Consider the following 19,176-nt stretch of genomic DNA (forward strand, 5'->3'; position numbering starts at 1 on the left):
GAGCGTTTCATGCGTAACCCTGTAATGGCAGCTTTGCTTGCCGGTGCTTTTTTCTCACTGAATGCAAATGCCACTGATTTGCTGCAAATATACAAAGATGCACTGGCAAATGATGCACAGTACGCTAGTGCCCGTGCTGCACTGACTGCTGGTCAGGAAAAATCAGTTCAGGGTCGCGCAGGTTTGTTGCCAGGCATTAGCCTTAGTGGCAGCGATACAAAATCCCGTACAGAAACGCAGCTCGATGCCGTAAGTGGTGAACGTACTCTGAACGGTTACAGCAACACCTGGACACTGGCGCTATCGCAGCCATTATTCCGTTGGGCGAACTGGCAGCAGTATGAGCAGGGTAAGTTGTCGGTGCTGGTCAGTGAGGCTCAGTTTGCGCAAGCGAAGCAGGATCTGATCGTTCGCGTTGGACAGGCCTATTTCGATGTGTTGGCAGCGCAGGATACTCTGGCCACATTACAAGCGCAAAAAATTGCTACGTCTGAGCAATTGGCATCAGCCAAACGCAATTTCGAAGTCGGCACTGCCACTATTACTGACACACACGAAGCACAGGCACGTTACGATCTGATTATTGCGCAGGAATATGCCGGTCAGAGTGATCTGGAAGTTAAACGTGCAGCTTTGCAGCAGATCATAGGTAAACAGGCCGGTGAGCTTGCTACGTTGAAAGCCGGCATTAAACTCACGCCTCCCCAACCAGAAAAAATGGAAGGCTGGGTCACTTCCGCTGAAAATCAGAATTTCAGTGTGGTGGCGTCACAGGTTGCTGTAGAAATTGCCAAACGTGATATTGAAAGAAATCGCGCTGGTCATTATCCGACCGTCGATCTGGTCGCCACCACTGGTCGCAATTCCAGCACCGGTGCTGCGTCCACCAGCGGCAGCGGCGTCATCAAACCGACGACGATTGGAGTGCAATGGAGTGTACCGATTTTTTCAGGCTTTGCTGTCGATAGTAAGGTGAAAGAATCCATAGCACTCGAAGACAAAGCCAGAAGTGATTTTGAAACGGCACGCCGCGCTGCTGCCCAGGGAGCACGTCAGGCCTTTTTTGGCGTGACCAGCGGACTGGCACAGGTGAAGGCGTATGAAGCAGCGGAAATTTCCAGCCAATCTGCGCTGGAGTCGAACAAGCTCGGTTATCAGGTGGGCGTTCGCATCAACATTGATGTGCTGAATGCGCAGCAACAGTTGTACACGACACGTCAGACGTTGGCGAAAGCACGTTATGACACCATCATGAATGGCTTGAAGCTGAAATCTGCGGCGGGCACGTTGAAAGAACAGGATTTGGAAGAAGTTAATTTGCTGTTGCAGCGCTGATCACGCGTTCGCTTATTTTTCGTTTTAGTCTGGAGTGTTTGTCAGTATCTGAAAACCTGTCGTAAGTTGCGGCAGGTTTTTTTATTTGTGGGCTGATGTGGGTTGATGTGAGCGGATAATGGTACTGGTTGTGTAATATCAATGTGTTACAACAATGCAGTACTATATTGATCAGATACCGCCATTTTATGAGGAAAGAACACAAATGAAGCGATTGATCGCCCTGTTGCATCAGCGCCGCCTGCTATCGGGATTATTGATTACCCTTGGCATCGTGGTGCTTGCCTACGCAGCCTGGGCACAATGGGGGCGAGGCAAGATTCGGGTATTTCATTTGCAGCGCGGTGAACTGATTCAGACGGTCGTAGCCAGCGGACGCATAGAAACGCCAGCAAGGGTTGATATCGGAACGCAGATCACCGGCAGAGTAGCTGCAGTGCCTGTCAAAGAAGGGCAGACGGTCAAAGCAGGCGATGTACTGATACAACTGGATGCGACCGATGAAATTGCCGCGCTGGAACAAGCCAACGCCGCTGTTCATCAGGCGGAAGTCAAGCTCCGGCAATTTCATGATCTGACGCAGCCAGTGGCAGAGCAGGCGCGGGTACAGGCAGAAGTCACGTTGTCGAATGTCCAGAAACAATTTGATCGCAGCAAAGAACTGGTGGCGAAAGGATTTGTCGGACAAGCACAACTCGACGATGCACAGCGTAATCTCGATGTGGCACGCAGCCAATACGATAGCGCGCGTTTGCAGGCGCAGTCGAGTAAGCCCGCTGGCAGTGATTATCAGCTTGCCAGTGCTGCGTTGGAACAGGCGATCGCCAGTGCCCATGCTGCACAAGCCAAACTGGATCACACACGTATAGTTGCCGTGGCTGATGGTGTGCTGATCTCCCGCGACGTCGAGCGTGGTGATATCGTACAGCCAGGTAAAGTACTCATGGTGTTGTCCCCCGTCGGTCTGACGCAGTTATTGATACAGATTGATGAAAAAAATCTGCGCTATCTGCAACTGGGGCAAGCCGCGCAGGCGATGGCCGACGCTTATCCAGGACAACGATTTCCCGCAAAACTGGTCTACATCAATCCCGGCGTGAATGCCCTGCGCGGATCGGTAGACATCAAGCTCAATGTACCTGAACCACCTGCCTTTCTGAAACAGGATATGACCGTCTCTGTAGAGATTGAAGTGGCGAGGCGCAAGGATGCATTGTCGCTCAGCGTCGAGGCGATACATGACGCTTTGGGAAGCGCACCCTGGGTCATGATGCTGGACAATGGCAAAGCCAGAAAACGTCAGGTACAGCTTGGCGTACGCGGTGACAAAAATATAGAAATACTGTCAGGCCTCACCGCAGCCGATCTGGTCTTGCCAGCAACGGGACTGGCACTGACGGACGGACAGCGCGTTCACATTGATACCCAATCGCATGAATAGCCTGTTGCCATTTGAATGGATCGTTGCCACCCGTTTTCTGCGGGAAGGGCGTTTGCAATCCTTGTTCATCATCATCGGTGTTGCTATTGGTGTGGGGGTGATTGTGTTTATGTCTGCACTGTTAGTCGGTATGCAGGGGAATTTATTTCGCCGTGTTCTGAGTTCTCAGCCCCACATCACATTAGAGCGTCCCAAAGAGCAGGCGAAGCTGGTTATGCGTGCTACGCCGGGACAAGTGATTGCGTCTACCGGACAAAAACCATCGCAACGGATGAATACCATCGACCAATGGCAAAAGGTGCGTGATCAGATGCAGCAACGCAGTGACATCGTCGCGGTATCGCCAACGGCAACCGGTCCTGCACTGGTCGTACGGGGGAGTGCAACGCAATCCATTTCACTGATCGGCATAGAGCCTGAGCAGTACAATAAAATCATTCCTCTCGCAGACAAAATGACGAGCGGAAATTTTCGTATGACAAACACCGATATGATGATTGGAACGCAACTGGCAGAAGACATGGGAGTGGGTGTTGGAGATAAGCTGCGCGTGGCATCTGCTGCCGGTGCCAATCTGACACTGAATATCGTCGGTATTTTTGATTTGGGGAGTCGTGGCGCGAACCAGCGCAATGTCTATGTATTGCTATCTACTGCACAAAACCTGCTGGACATGGTAGGGGGCGTCGCCAGCATTGATCTGACTGTGCAAGACCCTTATGCTGCCGAAGATATTGCACAGTCCATCGCTAATTCTACCGGTCTGAATGCATTGAGCTGGATTGCCAATAACAGTCAGTTTTTCCTGGCAATGCGGGCGCAGACGTATTCGAGCCTGCTGATACGTATTTTTGTCGGATTCTCAGTTGCGGCTGGGATTGCCAGCGTGCTGGTGGTATCGGTGGTACAGCGACAAAAGGAAGTGGGTATTCTGCGCGCCATGGGGGGAAGTCGTGGGCAGATCATGAGAATTTTTCTGATTCAGGGCGCACTTGTCGGTCTGCTTGGTTCCATTGTCGGGTCTGCACTGGCGATGGGATTGTTATCCGCATGGAAGTGGGTTGCCAAAAATCCTGACGGAACACCGATGTTTGTGATTGATATGGACATGAGTTTCTTTTTATGGAGCGCCTTGTTGGCAATGCTGGCTGGATTGTTGGCTGCAGCTACACCTGCAATACGTGCGGCTCGTCTTGACCCTGTGGTGGCTATCCGTGGCTGATACTGTTTTACAGCTGGAGCGCGTATGCAAATCGTATGCAATCGGTACGCCTGCCGAAAGTCAGGTGCTGTTTGATATTGACCTGACGATACAGAAGGGAGAGTTCGCCGCCCTGATCGGCCCATCAGGTTCTGGCAAGAGTACTTTGCTCAATATCATCGGTTTGCTTGACCGCCCCAGTAGCGGCAAGTTGTTTATGACAGGACAAGAGACCAGCACCCTTGATGAGGATAATCTGACCCGGTTGCGAGGTCAGGCGATTGGGTTTGTATTTCAGTCGCATTATTTGCTCACGGCTTTTACTGCCACTGAAAACGTCATGATGCCAATGCTGATGCAGCAAGGTCGTCCGGACAAGTCCATGCGCGACAAAGCGAGAGCGCTGCTGGACAAAGTGAATCTGCGTCAATGGCAGGATCATCTGGTCGGGAACATGTCGGGAGGGCAGCAGCAGCGGGTAGCGATTGCGAGAGCGTTGGCATTGAATGCGCCGCTGATTCTGGCTGACGAACCGACCGGTAATCTGGATACCAAATCAACTGATGCTATTTTTGAACTGATGCGCCAGGTCAATCAGGAACATGGAACGACGTTCCTGATGGTCACTCACAATATGGAGCTGGCAAAACGTTGCGACCGAACCATAGAATTGGTCGACGGTCGCATCGTTTGAATCCGGCGATGCGCACACGCCGGATTTTGTACTAAAACTTTTTCGATGACCCGTCCAGGTGATCATTCCAGCGGGCGAGGTCGTTGCTATTGCTTGTTGCCATTCCTTGTTGATATTTCTTACTTAGCGCAGACGGGCTGATGTCGCTTTCTGCTTTTGAGTACGAATATCGATCAAATTTGCCTGACGTACCGGTTTTGCCGGTTTCACCAAGTGCATCTGTTGGATGCTTGTTGGTGCATGACTGCCACCGTTGACCAGTTTGAAGCTTTCGACCAGGCCACGCAATGTTTCTGCCTGATGCCGCAAACTGTCTGACGATGATGCAGCCTCCTCCACCATGACAGAGTTTTGTTGCGTCATCTGATCCATCTGTATGATTGCCTGATTGACTTGTTCTATGCCTGTGCTTTGTTCCAGACTGGCTTGCGTAATATCGTGCATGATGGCCGCCGCTTGCCGGATACCTTCCACCACTTCATGAATCACATGGCCCGCTTCATTTACCAGACTGCTACCGGCAGTGACGATATCGGTAGAGTTGTCGATCAGATGCTTGATTTCTTTGGCTGCCGTTGCACTGCGCTGCGCCAGATTGCGCACTTCGCTGGCGACGACGGCAAAGCCGCGACCCTGCTCGCCTGCACGGGCAGCTTCCACCGCCGCATTCAGCGCCAGAATATTGGTTTGGAATGCAATGCCATCGATGACACCGACAATGTCAGAAATTCGTTGCGAGCTTTCGCTGATCGAGTTCATGGTGTGTACGACTTTCGCAACCGCCTCTCCTCCTTTTTCTGCGAACTGGCTGGTGGACATCACCAGTTGATTGGCTTCCTGACTGTTATCGGAATTCTGACGGACTGCAGAAGTCAGTTCTTCCATGGAGGTGGCAGTTTCTTCCAGCGAACTTGCCTGCGATTCTGTTCGCTCAGATAAATCTGCATTACCCGCAGCGATCTCATTTGCGCCCAGATGGACCTGTCCAGTGGATTCTTTAATTTGTCCGATCAGGAGCTTCAGATTGGTTTGTAAAACTCGTAGTGCCTGCATGGTCTGACCGATCTCATCATTGCCATGGGTGTGAATATGTTCTGCCAGATTGCCTTCGCTCATTTCTCTGATGTCGTGCATGATGTTGTTCAGCGGAGGAATCGTATTGTTATACAGGTGCCAGCCGCAGTAACTGGCAAATAATATGCCAAACACCGAAAATCCAAGCATCGTCTGCATGTAAGAGGCGCTTGCAGGAGTCGTCGGCATCAGGAATGCAGACAATGCGATACAAGCGAACAACATGACGACAGTCATGATAAAGGAGCTCATTCTGGCTGCCAGTGTCAACTCAGGCAACAACTTAAACCAGCTGAATGTGTTGCGTTGACGTGCCACACCTTCGACAATTTCCAGTGACGTATCACCTTGTTTGATGGCGCGATAAGCGGCATCTGCAGCAATGATTTTTTCTCGTGCAGGTTTGATGCGGATAGACGTATATCCAACAATCTGGTGATCGCGTATCAACGGTGCTGCATTTGCTTCTACCCAGTAAAAATCACCGTTCTTCGAACGATTTTTTACCAGCCCTGTCCATGGTTTTCCTTTTTTTATCGTTGCCCATAAATCGGCAAAAGCTTCTGCTGGCATATCTGGATGACGAACAAGATTCTGCGGTGCGCCCAATAATTCCTGTTCTGAAAATCCACTGATACGGATGAAGTCCTGATTCACGTAAGTGATATTGCCTTTTAAATCTGTTTTTGAAACGATGGTTTCTGTATCGTTTAATACATATTCCTGATTTGTCACCGGTAAGTTATTGCGCATAATTTTTCTCAGATCGAGGAGGTATTTTAAGAACGATGTTTGTCTTGGTTTGGGACAAAATGATTCGATATTCAAGGCACAGAGATACTGTTGCTCCGAAAGTCCGTACCAGATTCTGAGCCTGCATAAACAGATGCTTTAAGCGGACGTTTTAAGCAGACGTTTTAAGCGGACTTTTTATAGGCATTGAAAAGAAACCAACGCAGCAAGCGGCGACTATAAAAGCCCGCTTGTGACGCTGTCAAAAGGAAAGAAGAGGAGATGGAGGTTACTGTCATACTGTTTGACATTTCTCAAACACAGAATGCGATTTTATTTCATTAAAAATAATAAATTTCGCAAAAAATGAAATGAAAAGGGATGAACAAGTAACCAGATTTTTGTTGAGTTTTAATGTGAATAGTGATTTGAGGAAATTAATTTCCTCAAAGAAATCAAATACTTACAGGAAATATTTCATTGATGTACGCCGTTAACGTGTTTTGAAAAGAGCGTCAATTGTTACCAGAAATCTGGCGATAACTTGACTGCCTGTTTTTGAGCCAATCCTCAGTCAGTGACAAATTATTTCTTTGCCACGGTTGAAAACGGGGTTTGAAATAACGCAAATAATGCGGGAAAGAAAAGCGCAACAGGCCACCACGACCAACGCAGAATTTGATTGCTTGTCCCCAGGTTTTTGTTTTAAACAGTTCTCCGTCGCGGTACAGGCAATGTGTCGTTTGTAATAAAGTGTCAATCGAAAATAGCAGACTGACATAGAGAAACCAGGCGATACGTCTCAGATAGCCGCCGCCGATAGCATGATACGCATCGAAGGCGACCGATTTATGTTCTGTCTCTTCAATAGAGTGCCATGTCCACAGTGTTTTCAATGGTTCAGCCGCATCCGCGATCCATTGCGTCTCACTGAGTACACCATCGGAAAAAATGGCAGTGAAATGTTCATAGGCCATAGTGACGGCCAGATTATTCTTCACTCCCAGATTTTTTGCTGTTTTGATTCGCCAAGCGACGTAAGGTTCTATCCAGTAGTGCAGACCTTGCTTTTCGAGTTCGGCGTTATATTGCTGATGAATTTGCCGGTGCGTTGCTTCCTGTCCAATAAACCCCTTGATCTGTGATTGCAAGTCTTTATTGGTAATCAAAGGCAGTGCGGCGCGTACGCTATCGATGAAGTATTGTTCCCCAATCGGAAAGCTCATCGATTGGGCATTGAATAAATGTGACACAAATGCGTTTTCACCCATCCAGTGACGCGGGAAACCTTGCGACAGATCGACATTCAGGTGGCGGATAGTCAGCGCTGGTCGTTGTTTTTCGGTGGACATGTTATTGGTCGTGGTGTGATTCATCTCAGCTCCTGTTATTCGGAATGTGACTGAGTGTAATGATCCTGCACGATATAACATTGTATTGATACGTCAAATTTGTACAGACACGTCATTCGACAGGAATAAAAAGTTGCCGGAATTCTGTATTACTCAAACGGAAAATCCAGTAAGCAGGATCGCTGCTGGCAATTTTTTGCAGCAGTTGCATCGGCGGTATTCCCACAAGCTCAACAAATTCTCTGTGCATATGTGCCTGATCGTAATAGCCTGACTCATGCGCGACGCGCGTCAGGTCTCCCCAGGAAAGGGATTGATCGACGATCAGTGGCAGGCAAAGTCCGAAACGTGCTATGCGTCTGACGTCTCGCAAGGTAACGCCGAACGTTTCTCTGACACGTCGCTCCAGTTGTCGTTGTCCGATTCCAAAATAATCCGATAAATCTGCCAAAGGGAAAAATAGTTTCTGGCGTGCTGCCAGAAATGCAGCACCAAGATGATTATTTTTTTTATGGTGAAGATTGTTCAGTAAAAAACGTTGGAATAATGTACTGAGTTCATGCGCATGGGTGGCAGAAATACGGCCATCATATCGTGCGTTTACCTCCTCAATCGCGTGGAGCAGCGCATCGGTTTTTTCATTACTGATGAGTTCGTCCATACGGATAGAGGAGCCAGTGACTGAAGCAGCAGAAATACCTAGCGTCTGTTGCAGCATGCCCGGCTTCAGACAGACAGAAAGCGAGATCGTTCCTGGCTCATACGTCACTCGGGTTGGTGATAAAAATGGCCCGCGCAGAAAGAAGCGATGACTTTCAGTCCGGCTGCCATCGTCATTGACAATTTGTGCAGAGCCACGGACGAATAACATCAGCGACGGACATAGGCTTGCTGGCAGTAACGATACGCCATCGTCAAGATCAACGACCAGCAGATGCATAATCAGATCAGACAGGTGTGGCAGAGGTGGAATGACGTAGGTGAGCATGTCTGGCCTGATGACTTATGCAGAATATTTCGCAGAATATTTTGCCGGATATTTTTCGCTCAGATGACCAAGGTATGTCATGTTGAACTGGTTGCCTGCAGATGGTCGATTAATATATGAAGCCCCTCTGTCATGGCTTGCACCGATGTTTGCATATCCCATTCATCATTGCCTGGTCTGACGATATTCGAGATAGCGCGTAATTCCAGAAATGCCTGTTGCTCTTGCTGGCATACATGGAAAAACGCCGCACCTTCCATATTTTCTATATCAACGCTGGAGGTGTCGACAAAAGGTGCCATTGCCGCATTGAGCGACATACTGCGACCACGTGCGAGCGGTAGCTTCTCCGGAATATGTGGGCAGACCAGCGTGTGGCGACGTTCAAACTCCATCTCCAGAGGTAGATGGGCCAGGTGAATAAATCCGGTCGGCGTAAAAAATCCCAAGTCTCCCTCGACTTCACTTTCCACCATCATGACATCGCCAATCGAAAACGGGGTATCAGGATACACACCGGCAATTCCCGCCAGAATCATTATAGAAGGCCGATGCTGATAAATAACGCGGAGTGTCGCTGCTGCCGTTGCAGTCAGTCCAACGCCGGATACCAATGTCTGCACATCTTCACGCTGAAACAGGCTGGCTTCGGTTTGGGTGGGGAATAAAACAAAGATAGTCATGGCCAGGTATGAAGTTAAAAAAGTAAATGACGAAACGTTTCGAGTGGGTGTCAACGTCTCCTTGCAGCAGGGAATACAAGTGACTGACATTTGCGGCGATAGATCAGACATTGGCAGGCAGATTAGCAGAAGTCGCCAGCATGAACGTCAGTATGTTCTTTTGACATCATGCCTTGCTCATGGGCAGACGTCAAATTGACGGGTGTTTCCAGTGTTAATGTGGCGATACATCACGTGTGTTTTCAGCGATACTGCTATGCGATCATGCTGATATACCGTGCTTGCGCCGCTGAAATGTCTCGCTCAATTGTATCGTTCAATTTCTGTGGGACTTCATTTATATTCTTGCTTGCCGTTAATGTATTTAGCGAATGGAACGCAGCGAATGTGTATCCTTGCATCTTTTTTTATAACGATTTAGTTTGACTCCCTTAGGGGGAATTCATGGCAAAAACAAACAAAGAATTTATCACGGGCTTATATCAGGTGCTTTGGTCCCGTCAGCCCGACCAGACGACGATTGATACCTATGCAGCAAGACTGGATTCGGGTTTGCTCACGCGCGCTGGGATGGAATACACTTTTTTGACGGCGCCTGAGTATGATAAATCGGCAGAGCAAATACTTCGACTGTATTTTGCTGCATTTAACCGGATTTCCGATATTGATGGTTTTTTGTTCTGGCTTGGTGTCCAGAGAAATGGTGTTTCTACTACACAAATTGCTCAGATATTTTCTCAGTCTGATGAATTCGTCAAAAAATATGGAAGTAGTACCAGCAATGCTCAATATCTGGATTTAGTTTATCAAAATGTGTTGAACCGTACGCCAGATGCAGCTGGTCGAGATTATTGGGTGCAACAAATGAATAACGGTATGTCCAGAGGAGAAGTTCTTAATCAGTTTGCTCAATTACCGGAATTTACCGTGTCAGCGGCGACCAAAGTCAACGCTAGCCTGATTTATTCCACCTTGGTTGGTCGCATGCCCACGACAGCGGAAGTTGCTGCGGCACCGACAGGGATGGAGCAACTGATTGTCAAAGCGGCTGCCGCGGCGGATGTGGCTCCGGTCGTGGCAAATATTGCGTATTCAGCGACCCAGTTCAGTGAGAGTCAGATCAACGATGGCAGTATTGCCAATACTGTGGTGTTGACCCTGACTGGTGACACCTACAAAGGTATCGTGGGCGCCAGTCTGGGCAAAATCACCAATGTTCCGACCGGTCTGACCGCGTCGCTGACCAAAACGTCGGATACCACGGCAACACTCTCTCTTATTGGCGCGGCGACTGCAAACGCGAGTATCAACAACATCAGTAATCTTACAGTGACGCTGGATAACACGGTGTTCACCAGCGGCAAAGCCGCCAATGTTACGAATGCGATCAAATCTGATTTGCAAATTGCATTTCTTGATATTCCGATGAAAGAACTAAATCAGGTATTGAGCGGTGTTGGTGCATTGACCAGTGCCATGTCAGTGGACCTGAGTACCGATCAACTCCTGCTTGGTGGTAAAAGTATCAGCCTCCTTAGCGGTAGTTTGTCGCAGGTCAATCATGTGGATTTCAGCAGCATAGGGCCATTGCCCACCACTACCACGACGGGTGGCGCCAAGGTAACGATTACCACTAGTATGAAAGGAGATGATGCTGCCAATGTGCTGACTGGCTCTGCCTATCCGAATGTATTTGAAGGCGGAAAAGGTAATGACACGATGACTGGTGGTGCAGGTGTGGACACCTATATCTTCAGTAATACGCCGGACAACAATGGCAATGACACCATTAATAATTTTACGATCGGTAAAGGTGGTGATGTTCTGAATCTCTCTGCCTTTCTGAATAAAACCGGAACAACAAAAATTGCTGCCGTGAATGCCAACAGTATCGTTCCCAAAGTATGGGCAAATGGTGATGTGTTGACAGTGCAGGGAAACGCCATGAATGCGACAAAAATTGCCGCCTTGTTTGGCCCAGCGTTGCCATTTGCCGCGCCAACAGTCGCCAGCAAGATGGTCGTGATTACGGCCGATATTATTGGTGATGCGAGTATCTGGTATGTGATCAACCAGAATGATGTCACCGCCATCACCGCAGACGAAGTGACTCTGGTTGGCACACTGAAGAACGTCAACAATCTGAGCCTGGTAGGATTTGATACGACGAATTTTTTATAAATAAAACGTCGATTGCACGTATGACGAAGCCTGTAGTAAGAGGAGTTCAGTCATAAAAAAAGCGCAGTATTGCTACTGCGCTTTTGATCTGATCAATGAATGATGTGCTCGCTTAATGTGTGCTTGATTGCTGAATCGCTACATCATGCGCAGACGATTCAGTGAGCACCTTTGCAGTCAAAAAAATGATCACACAATCATGGCATGACGTTGATTTAACCGCAGGCACCGACATAACCGCAGGATACGCAACGACTGCAACCATCTATTTTTTGTAGCGCGTGGGCTCCGCAATCCGGACATTTTTTACCAGTCGCAACGTAATTGATCGGCGTTGTTTCTTGCTCATAGGCCAGATCGTCCAGACCATACTGTTGAATGCGGGATTTAAATTTTTCTGCCAGCACATGTACCGGAATCTGATTGCCAGAAGCATCGAGATAGCCACGCTTCATCAGTATGCGTTGCAACGAATAACCGATGGCCGCTACTTCAGACTCATGGAACAGCGGTGCCTGCGACCCGTCGTCTTTGGTAATCATGCCGCAGCGTACCGTGCCTTTATCCCAGACAACTTCACGCATATCCGCCAAGGCTTTGGCAATCGAGCCACCAGAACGGGCTGCCATCGACAGCAGACGCATGCTGGCGGAAATCCATTGTTGACCATCATTTTTCTGGCCTGCGGGCATGAAGAATTCAAATGGACGTTCAATGGTGACGCGTTCCCCTCCGACCATGCCCTGTACATGAATAAAGCTGACAGTCAGATAGACCGTCTTTTTGCCTTCATAGGTCATGTACTGTACTTTGGATGTGACGGATTCAAGATCGCCAAAAGGTCTGCCATCGAACTGTTTGCGCAGTAAATCATCGTCTGGTATCTGACGTGGCTCAGATGCAGCGGGTGCAGCAGGTGCAGCTTCTGCTACCGATAAGACGCTGCCCAAAATACTGTTAGGTCTGTAAGTAGCAAGCCCCTTGAGTCCGGCACGCCATGCGTCCATGTACAGATTCTGGAAATCTTCGTAGGGATAGTCGGCCGGTACATTCACGGTTTTAGAGATCGCAGAATCAATGAATGGCTGCACGACTTCCAGCATTTGCATGTGATCGTTGGCCGACATATTCAGCGCTGTCACAAACTGTGTGGGCAACTTCTGGTCATCCGATACATCATTGCCCATGGCGCGATACAGGCGCCATGCATGATCAGCGACTTCATAGATGCGGGCATCGCCAGCTGCCATGCGTTTTTTACGGTTATAGACCCAGGAAAAAGCGGGTTCGATACCATTTGATGCATTATCGGCAAATGCCAGTGTAATAGTGCCGGTTGGGGCAATCGACAGCAGATGCGAGTTGCGCAGACCATGCTTGCTGATCGCATTGCGCACTTGTTTAGGCAGACGTTGAGCAAAAACTCCGGACAAATATTGTTTGCTGTCAAATAATGGAAATGCGCCTTTTTCCTTTGCCAGATCGGTTGATGCCAGGTAGGCCGTATCTCGCATGACCTCTGACACTTTGGCCGCAAATGTGCGACCCGCCTCAGAATCGTAACGAATACCCAGCATGACGAGGGTGCTGCCGAGTCCGAGAAAACCAAGACCAACACGGCGTTTTGACATGGCTTCTTTTTGCTGTTGCTCGAGCGGCCAGGCCGTTGCGTCAAGGACATTGTCCAGCATACGGGTAGCCACAGTCACAACAGCTTCAAATGCCTCAAAATCAAAGCTAGAGCGTTCACTGAAAGGCGCTTTGACAAATCGGGTCAGGTTGATGGAGCCAAGGCAGCAGCAACCATAATCGGGTAGCGGTTGCTCGGCACAGGGATTCGTCGCCTCGATTTTTTCGCAATAATACAGATTGTTTTCTGCATTCATGCGCGACAGAAATAAAATGCCGGGTTCTGCATGGTCGTAGGTCGATTTCATGACCACGTCCCACAAATCCCGGGCGCGCATCGTCTCGTAGACCCATAGCCCGTCTTCGCGCTGATAGGCTCCTGCGGCTTTGCGGTCTTCGCTGGGCTCTGCTTTATGCACCAGGCAAAAATCACCATCGTTTGCCACTGCCTGCATCAGTTCATCGGTGACGCCGATGGAAATATTAAAATTAGTGAGCCCGCCCTGATCTTTGGAGCGGATAAATTCCAGAATGTCAGGATGATCGCCGCGTAACACGCCCATCTGCGCGCCGCGCCGGGCACCGGCAGATTCGACAGTGGAACAAGAGGCATTGAATACTTGCATGAACGATACCGGACCAGAGGCGCGTGAGCGGGTGCCGCGCACGATCGCATCTTTGGGACGTATCGTCGAAAAATCATAGCCGACACCACCACCGCGACGCATGGTTTCAGCAGCATCTGCCAGCGCTGCATAGATGCCGGGTTTGCCATCTGTTGCGCTGGAAACAGAGTCTCCTACTGGTTGTACGAAGCAATTAATCAGCGTGGCGTGCAAATCCATGCCGGCGGCGGAGTTGATACGGCCTGCGGGAACGAAACCATTTTTTTGCGCCCACAAAAATTTTTCTTCGTAATAAGCCTGGCTGTCCGCTTTTTCTACGCTGGCCAAGGCCTTGGCGACACGCGCCTGAACATCGTGAATGGTGGCTTCATCCCCTTTGGCATATTTTTCGAGCAAGACGTCGAGAGAAATTTCCTGTGGAGCCATGTCGGTGATTCCTGGGAGGTGGTCGTGAGCATTCATTATCGGCTTTTTCGGTAAAAGTAGGAGAGGGCAAGCAGAGAAATTGCGGAGGTATGCCATTATAGTGATGGGCGGACAGTTTGCCTTGAGCCGTCTCAAGACTCCCGCACATGCCTGGAACTGATTGTAGCGCTATTGCTGCGTTACTGTTTTTGACTGTGACTGAAGTCCATCAGAGACGTCGGTCATGCATGTTACCTGGCGCAGTGAATGAGCAGTGCTGACGAATTGTGCTGATGGTGGGCTGCTGACAATGACGCACTGACAAGTGAAGTGTATTGGCTATGCAGACACAGCAAGGGTTGTTCTTACAAGAGTAGTATCTGGTTGGCAACTGAGTTACTTCAGGAGTGGCTCCAGCATCGCCATGGTGCGTAGTGTTGCCCCCTGATGTCGCAGAAAGAAATCATACGCATGTTGCCCCATGCGTTTTCTTTGGATTTCGTCATTCAGAAGCATCAGGAATTGCTGCATCAGATCATCGGCATCTGTTATGCGTTGTGCTGCACCCGCCAGAATGGCTTGATCCGTGATTTCAGAAAAATTGAACGTATGAGTACCGGTCAGAACAGCACGCCCCATGGCGCAGGCTTCGATCAGATTGTGCCCTCCCAATGGCACCAGACTGCCGCCGACAAAAGCCACATCCGCTGCCGCATAATACATGTACATTTCACCCATACTGTCACCGAGTAACACCTGTACATCAGTTGCCAGGTCTGGCGTTTGTAGCAAGCTTGATCGGCGCAGATAGCGGATGTTGCGGGCTTCCAGTAATGCTGCAACCTGATCAAAGCGCTGTGGATGGCGCGGTGTGATCACCAGCAAGGGCGCATGTTCCGATTGCCGCAGAGCATGTTTCTCCCAAGCGTTGAGGATCAGCTCTTCTTCGCCATCGCGGGTACTGGCACACAAGATGACGGAACGTTGCCCAAATCCCAGACGCAGCGCCGCGCCGCGTTCGGCCATCAGTGGTGGTGGAGTGACGTCAAATTTCATATTGCCGGTGATGCCCGGTGCGCTGATCCCTAATTGCGTCAGGCGCTGGGCATCCGGCGTGGATTGTGCCGCGACGCAACGGATAGCACGCGCTGCGGGCAAAATCAGCGCTGCGAGTTGATGTGCTTTTTTTAAGGATTTTTCTGATAGCCGGGCATTCACGAGACTGACAGGAATATCATATTGCTGGCATTGCGCAATCAGATTCGGCCAGACTTCTGTTTCGATCAGAATGCAGATTCTGGGCGAAAAGTGGCGCAGGAAGCGTCGTATCATCCAATTGATGTCGTAAGGCAGAAACGCCTGTGTGACACGGGAGCTGATATCGGCAAATAACTTGCTACCGGTTTCCCGCCCAGTGGCTGTCATGTGAGTGAGTACTAGCTGGTGATCCGGGTAACATTCCAGCAGGGCGCGTATTAAAGGTTCTGCGGCACGGGTTTCACCGGCAGACACGGCATGTACCCACAGTGTTGGTGCGGGCTTGTATGTGGGATAAAAGCCCAGTCGCTCGGTAATGTGCTGGCGATAACCGGGTTCTTGCCGACCGCGCAGCCATAAGCGCAGCAGTACCAGTGGCAGCGACAAACCCCAGACAAATGAATAAAGAAGACGCATTAATTTAGGCTTTACGGAAATTCACCAGAACAATACCCGCCAGCACCAGCATTGCCCCCAGTGCAAAGCGCAGGCTGATAGGATCATGCATCAGAATCACGCCTGCGGCCACACCGAACAGCGGTGTCAGAAACGAAAATACCGACAGACGTGATGCCAGATAGCGTCGCATAAGCCAGAACCATGCCAGATAACTGGCAAATGCGACAACGACAGTCTGGAACAGCATGCTGATCCAGGCCACAGGTGTCCAGTCAGTGAGTAATGGCTCACCGCGCCCGGCAGCAATCGCCAGCAGGATGATGGCGGCAACCGCCAACTGGTAGAACAAGGTAGTGGCAGGGGCTGCTTCGGAAAGGTTTGATTTGCGGATGGTGATGGTCGTCGCTGCCCATAATATGGCCGCCAGCACCGCCAGAGCGTCGCCGATCAGCATGTCGGCCATGTCGTGTTGATTCGCCGCGAATGCGCCGGAAAATGCCAGTGCGACGCCGACGAATGCCGATAAAATACCTGTCCACTGGCTGCGTTGCAGGCGTTCTGCCGGAATCAGTACGTGCAAGCCGAGTACCGTGAAAATCGGTGCCGTATATAGAAACACCGAAACATGCGATGCCGAGGTGTAATTCAGGGCTGCAGAAATAGCTAAAAATTCCAGTGCGAACAACACGCCTGCCAGCAGACCAGGTAGCAAATGTTTGTCACGCAGCGTGAACGGGGTTTTTCTGACCAGAATCAATAACAGAACCAGTATTGCCGCCAATCCGGAACGCAGCCCTAGCTGCACGGTGGAATGAATGGCCGGAGCCGCCAGCTTGACTGCCACCTGCTGTAATCCCCAGCAGATGCAGAGAATAATCATCAGGCTAATGGCAAAACTATCAAGACTTTTTCTGCTATGCATGGGTGGCCGGCGTGAAATTTTAAAGAAGCAGGAATATACCTTAATTCTTGCTGCGGCTAAGATTCTTGTTCAGCAGGCGCCAGATATCAGACAGAGAAGCGCGTCGCTGCGACTGAATCTGTTGTCGTTTACGCCATGCACCGGGTAAGCCCAGCAGCGCATCTCGTTTGGCCTTGAGAATGACTTTTCCCTGACCTTCTTTGATGAAATAGGCGATTGTCACCAGATTCAACAACAAATGCAGCGGCAGCATCAGCCAGAACAACAGTCCCGGCATGTCTTTGACAAACGTCCAGACCAGATTCCGGTGTCCGTAGTAGACGCAGAAATCGCTGCGTTTGCCTGTCAGTGCCGAGCCGACATGGTAAACGATGGATGTCGGCACATACAGACAGCGATGTCCGAGCAGCTGATAGCGAAATCCGAGATCAATGTCTTCGACATAGCAAAAATAATCTTCATCGAAGCCGCCCAGCGCATCGAATACATCGCGCCGGTATAGTCCGGCGGCGGCACAGGTAGAAAAAATTTCTTTGCGTTGCTGATGCTCTGGCGTGATCGGCTGGCCATGTGCCTCGCGCCAGACCAGACCGCTGATGTGGTACACGTCACCGGTGCCATCCAGCAGATTGCGGGTATTGGCATCGACCAGACAACTGCCAAAGATGGCAAATTCCGGCTGCTGTATCGCGGCTTCGACCAGTGCTTGCAGCCACGTCGGTTCGGGAAACGCATCGGGATTCAGCAGGGCGATCCAGCGACTATCCGGTGATGCCATCCTGACGGCCAGATTATTGCCTGCCGCAAAACCAAGATTGCTACCTGCTTCAATCACTCTGACATGGGGAAATTGTTTGCCAACTGCCTGAGCAGATCCGTCGCTGCTGGCGTTATCAACGATGATGACTTCGTGTGGTGGCAGTGTTTGCAACGACAAATCGGCAACGCAACGTGTGAGTAAGTCTCCGCCGTTCCAATTGACGATGACGACGCTGACTTTAGGGTAATGAGCAAAGGACGTGGCTGGCATGCGGTTGTTATGATGGTTGGTGCAATTGTTGTGGCGATGATGGTGGCGTCAGTGAGTCAGGTCTGTACTTCATCGCCACAGGGTCAAGATACATTTTTTGATACGATCAGGAATGATGGTAACTGTGTGCAGCACGCCATATAGTTCCAATCCGTATCAATGGGTATTCATGAGCATTCATGGTGATGTCCTCAGGCATGCCGGCTTTTTGTTGCAAGAAGCAGTGTATGGATCGCTTGATTGACCTCATCCACACTGGCCGGTTGGCCATTATCGCCGAGATTGATGATGTTGTCCGACCAGTTACCTTCTGTTTTCCAGCGCGGTGAGGCGCAATAAATCTCAATGGTTGGTGTTTCGTATGCTGCGGCTATATGCGTTAAGCCAGTATCCACGCCAATCGCCAGGCGAGCGGCTTGTGCCAGAATAATCGCCTCATGCATGGGCAAGGCAGGCAAGACCCGCGCCTCTGGAATTTGCGCTGCCATTGCTTCGGCTTCTGCTTTTTCAGTTGCATTGCCCCACGGCAGCAAAATCGGCAAGGCATAGCTTGCTAATGTTTTGGCAATTGCAATCCAGTGAGCTCGGTCCCATTTTTTTGCTGCCCCTGCCGTGCCATGAAAAAACACGGCATAGTCTTGAGAAGGTAACCACGCTGGTTGACCCGTCGGGGTTTGCAGGCCAAAGCTGGCGGGGCTGTTGATGCTGTAGCCCCCCGCTGCTGCTGCAACCAGTCTGCCGCGCAGAACGGCATGGGTACGTTTGTCCACAGGCAGGCTGACGTCATGAAACAGCCGTGAAATTCCTTCGTAACCAGAACCTTCGGTACCGTTGGCTAATCCCCATTTTTTTCCGGTCGCGCTACGTCGCGCCATTCCCATGATGATGCCGGTTTTTAACAAGCCTTGTGTATCAAGTATCAGGTCGTACTCGTCCTGCCGCAACTGCTGGTAAAAATGGCGGATTTCCTGCCTTGTCGTTGCCGTACGCAGGGTTTTGCGCCAACGCCGCAGGGCGAACGGGATAATGCGGCGCACACCGGGATGCAGGCGCACCAGATGCACATAGGCTTCTTCCACGACCCAGTCGATACTGGCATCGGGAAACTGACGCAATAAATCATTGACGATGGGCATGTTATGCAGCACATCACCCATCGAAGAAACGCGGACAAGCAGGATTTTCACGCTGGACAATACTCAGTTGTAGGGCATACTCCCTCGGTAA

Annotated in this window: 14 protein-coding genes; 5 read left to right on the plus strand and 9 right to left on the minus strand. The window is 50.2% G+C overall.

Going from position 1 to position 19,176, the window contains the following annotated elements:
• The first annotated feature begins 9 nt into the window (after positions 1-9).
• The 4 genes from ACO0LB_RS00620 to ACO0LB_RS00635 all read left to right on the plus strand — a co-directional run bounded on the left by ACO0LB_RS00620 (position 10) and on the right by ACO0LB_RS00635 (position 4,671).
• Positions 10-1,335: a TolC family outer membrane protein gene (locus ACO0LB_RS00620; RefSeq protein WP_423045463.1), complete on the plus strand. Its 1,326-nt coding sequence runs from the start codon at positions 10-12 to the stop codon at positions 1,333-1,335.
• Positions 1,336-1,540: 205 nt separating this feature from the next.
• Positions 1,541-2,776 carry an efflux RND transporter periplasmic adaptor subunit gene (locus tag ACO0LB_RS00625; protein ID WP_423045465.1) on the plus strand — a complete coding sequence of 412 codons (1,236 nt, stop codon included), beginning with the start codon at positions 1,541-1,543 and terminating at the stop codon, positions 2,774-2,776.
• Positions 2,769-3,998 carry an FtsX-like permease family protein gene (locus tag ACO0LB_RS00630; RefSeq protein ID WP_423045467.1) on the plus strand — a complete coding sequence of 410 codons (1,230 nt, stop codon included), beginning with the start codon at positions 2,769-2,771 and terminating at the stop codon, positions 3,996-3,998. The genes ACO0LB_RS00625 and ACO0LB_RS00630 overlap by 8 nt, the downstream gene beginning before the upstream one ends.
• Positions 3,991-4,671 carry an ABC transporter ATP-binding protein gene (locus tag ACO0LB_RS00635; protein WP_423045469.1) on the plus strand — a complete coding sequence of 227 codons (681 nt, stop codon included), beginning with the start codon at positions 3,991-3,993 and terminating at the stop codon, positions 4,669-4,671. The genes ACO0LB_RS00630 and ACO0LB_RS00635 overlap by 8 nt, the downstream gene beginning before the upstream one ends.
• Positions 4,672-4,794: 123 nt before the next feature.
• On the opposite strand, the gene ACO0LB_RS00640 is transcribed toward ACO0LB_RS00635, so the two are convergent.
• The 4 genes from ACO0LB_RS00640 to ACO0LB_RS00655 all read right to left on the minus strand — a co-directional run bounded on the left by ACO0LB_RS00640 (position 4,795) and on the right by ACO0LB_RS00655 (position 9,500).
• Entirely contained in the window at positions 4,795-6,498 is a 1,704-nt protein-coding gene (locus tag ACO0LB_RS00640) for a methyl-accepting chemotaxis protein (protein WP_423045471.1), read from the minus strand.
• A 494-nt stretch (positions 6,499-6,992) separates the two neighbouring features.
• A complete protein-coding gene (locus ACO0LB_RS00645; RefSeq protein WP_423045473.1) occupies positions 6,993-7,853 on the minus strand; it encodes a metal-dependent hydrolase in 861 nt (286 codons plus the stop codon).
• 88 nt (positions 7,854-7,941) lie between these two features.
• A complete protein-coding gene (locus ACO0LB_RS00650; protein WP_423045475.1) occupies positions 7,942-8,817 on the minus strand; it encodes a helix-turn-helix domain-containing protein in 876 nt (291 codons plus the stop codon).
• A 77-nt stretch (positions 8,818-8,894) separates the two neighbouring features.
• The gene (locus tag ACO0LB_RS00655; protein WP_423045477.1) at positions 8,895-9,500 is read right to left on the minus strand and encodes a hypothetical protein; all 606 of its coding nucleotides are present in this window, start codon (positions 9,498-9,500) and stop codon (positions 8,895-8,897) included.
• Between the two features lie 444 nt (positions 9,501-9,944).
• On the opposite strand from ACO0LB_RS00655, the gene ACO0LB_RS00660 reads away from it, so the two are divergent.
• Positions 9,945-11,681, plus strand: a complete 1,737-nt coding sequence (locus tag ACO0LB_RS00660; protein ID WP_423045479.1) for a DUF4214 domain-containing protein — start codon at positions 9,945-9,947, stop codon at positions 11,679-11,681.
• Positions 11,682-11,896: 215 nt separating this feature from the next.
• Here ACO0LB_RS00660 and ACO0LB_RS00665 read toward each other — a convergent pair whose 3' ends face one another.
• From ACO0LB_RS00665 to waaC, 5 genes are all read right to left on the minus strand, one after another.
• Positions 11,897-14,398, minus strand: a complete 2,502-nt coding sequence (locus ACO0LB_RS00665) for an adenosylcobalamin-dependent ribonucleoside-diphosphate reductase (RefSeq protein ID WP_423045481.1) — start codon at positions 14,396-14,398, stop codon at positions 11,897-11,899.
• Positions 14,399-14,737: 339 nt separating this feature from the next.
• Positions 14,738-16,015 (minus strand): lipid IV(A) 3-deoxy-D-manno-octulosonic acid transferase, encoded by a 1,278-nt coding sequence (gene waaA / locus ACO0LB_RS00670; RefSeq protein WP_423045483.1) that lies wholly within the window; start codon positions 16,013-16,015, stop codon positions 14,738-14,740.
• 4 nt (positions 16,016-16,019) lie between these two features.
• Complete coding sequence (locus tag ACO0LB_RS00675; RefSeq protein ID WP_423045484.1) at positions 16,020-16,919, minus strand: DMT family transporter; 900 nt, start codon at positions 16,917-16,919, stop codon at positions 16,020-16,022.
• A gap of 40 nt (positions 16,920-16,959) precedes the next feature.
• On the minus strand, positions 16,960-17,949 hold the full coding sequence (locus ACO0LB_RS00680) for a glycosyltransferase family 2 protein (RefSeq protein WP_423045486.1): 990 nt from the start codon (positions 17,947-17,949) through the stop codon (positions 16,960-16,962).
• A 191-nt stretch (positions 17,950-18,140) separates the two neighbouring features.
• Positions 18,141-19,136 carry a lipopolysaccharide heptosyltransferase I gene (gene waaC, locus ACO0LB_RS00685; RefSeq protein ID WP_423045488.1) on the minus strand — a complete coding sequence of 332 codons (996 nt, stop codon included), beginning with the start codon at positions 19,134-19,136 and terminating at the stop codon, positions 18,141-18,143.
• Positions 19,137-19,176: the final 40 nt, after the last annotated feature.

Origin of the sequence: Undibacterium sp. SXout7W, assembly GCF_049339385.1 — a bacterium.
Classification (GTDB): domain Bacteria; phylum Pseudomonadota; class Gammaproteobacteria; order Burkholderiales; family Burkholderiaceae_D; genus Undibacterium.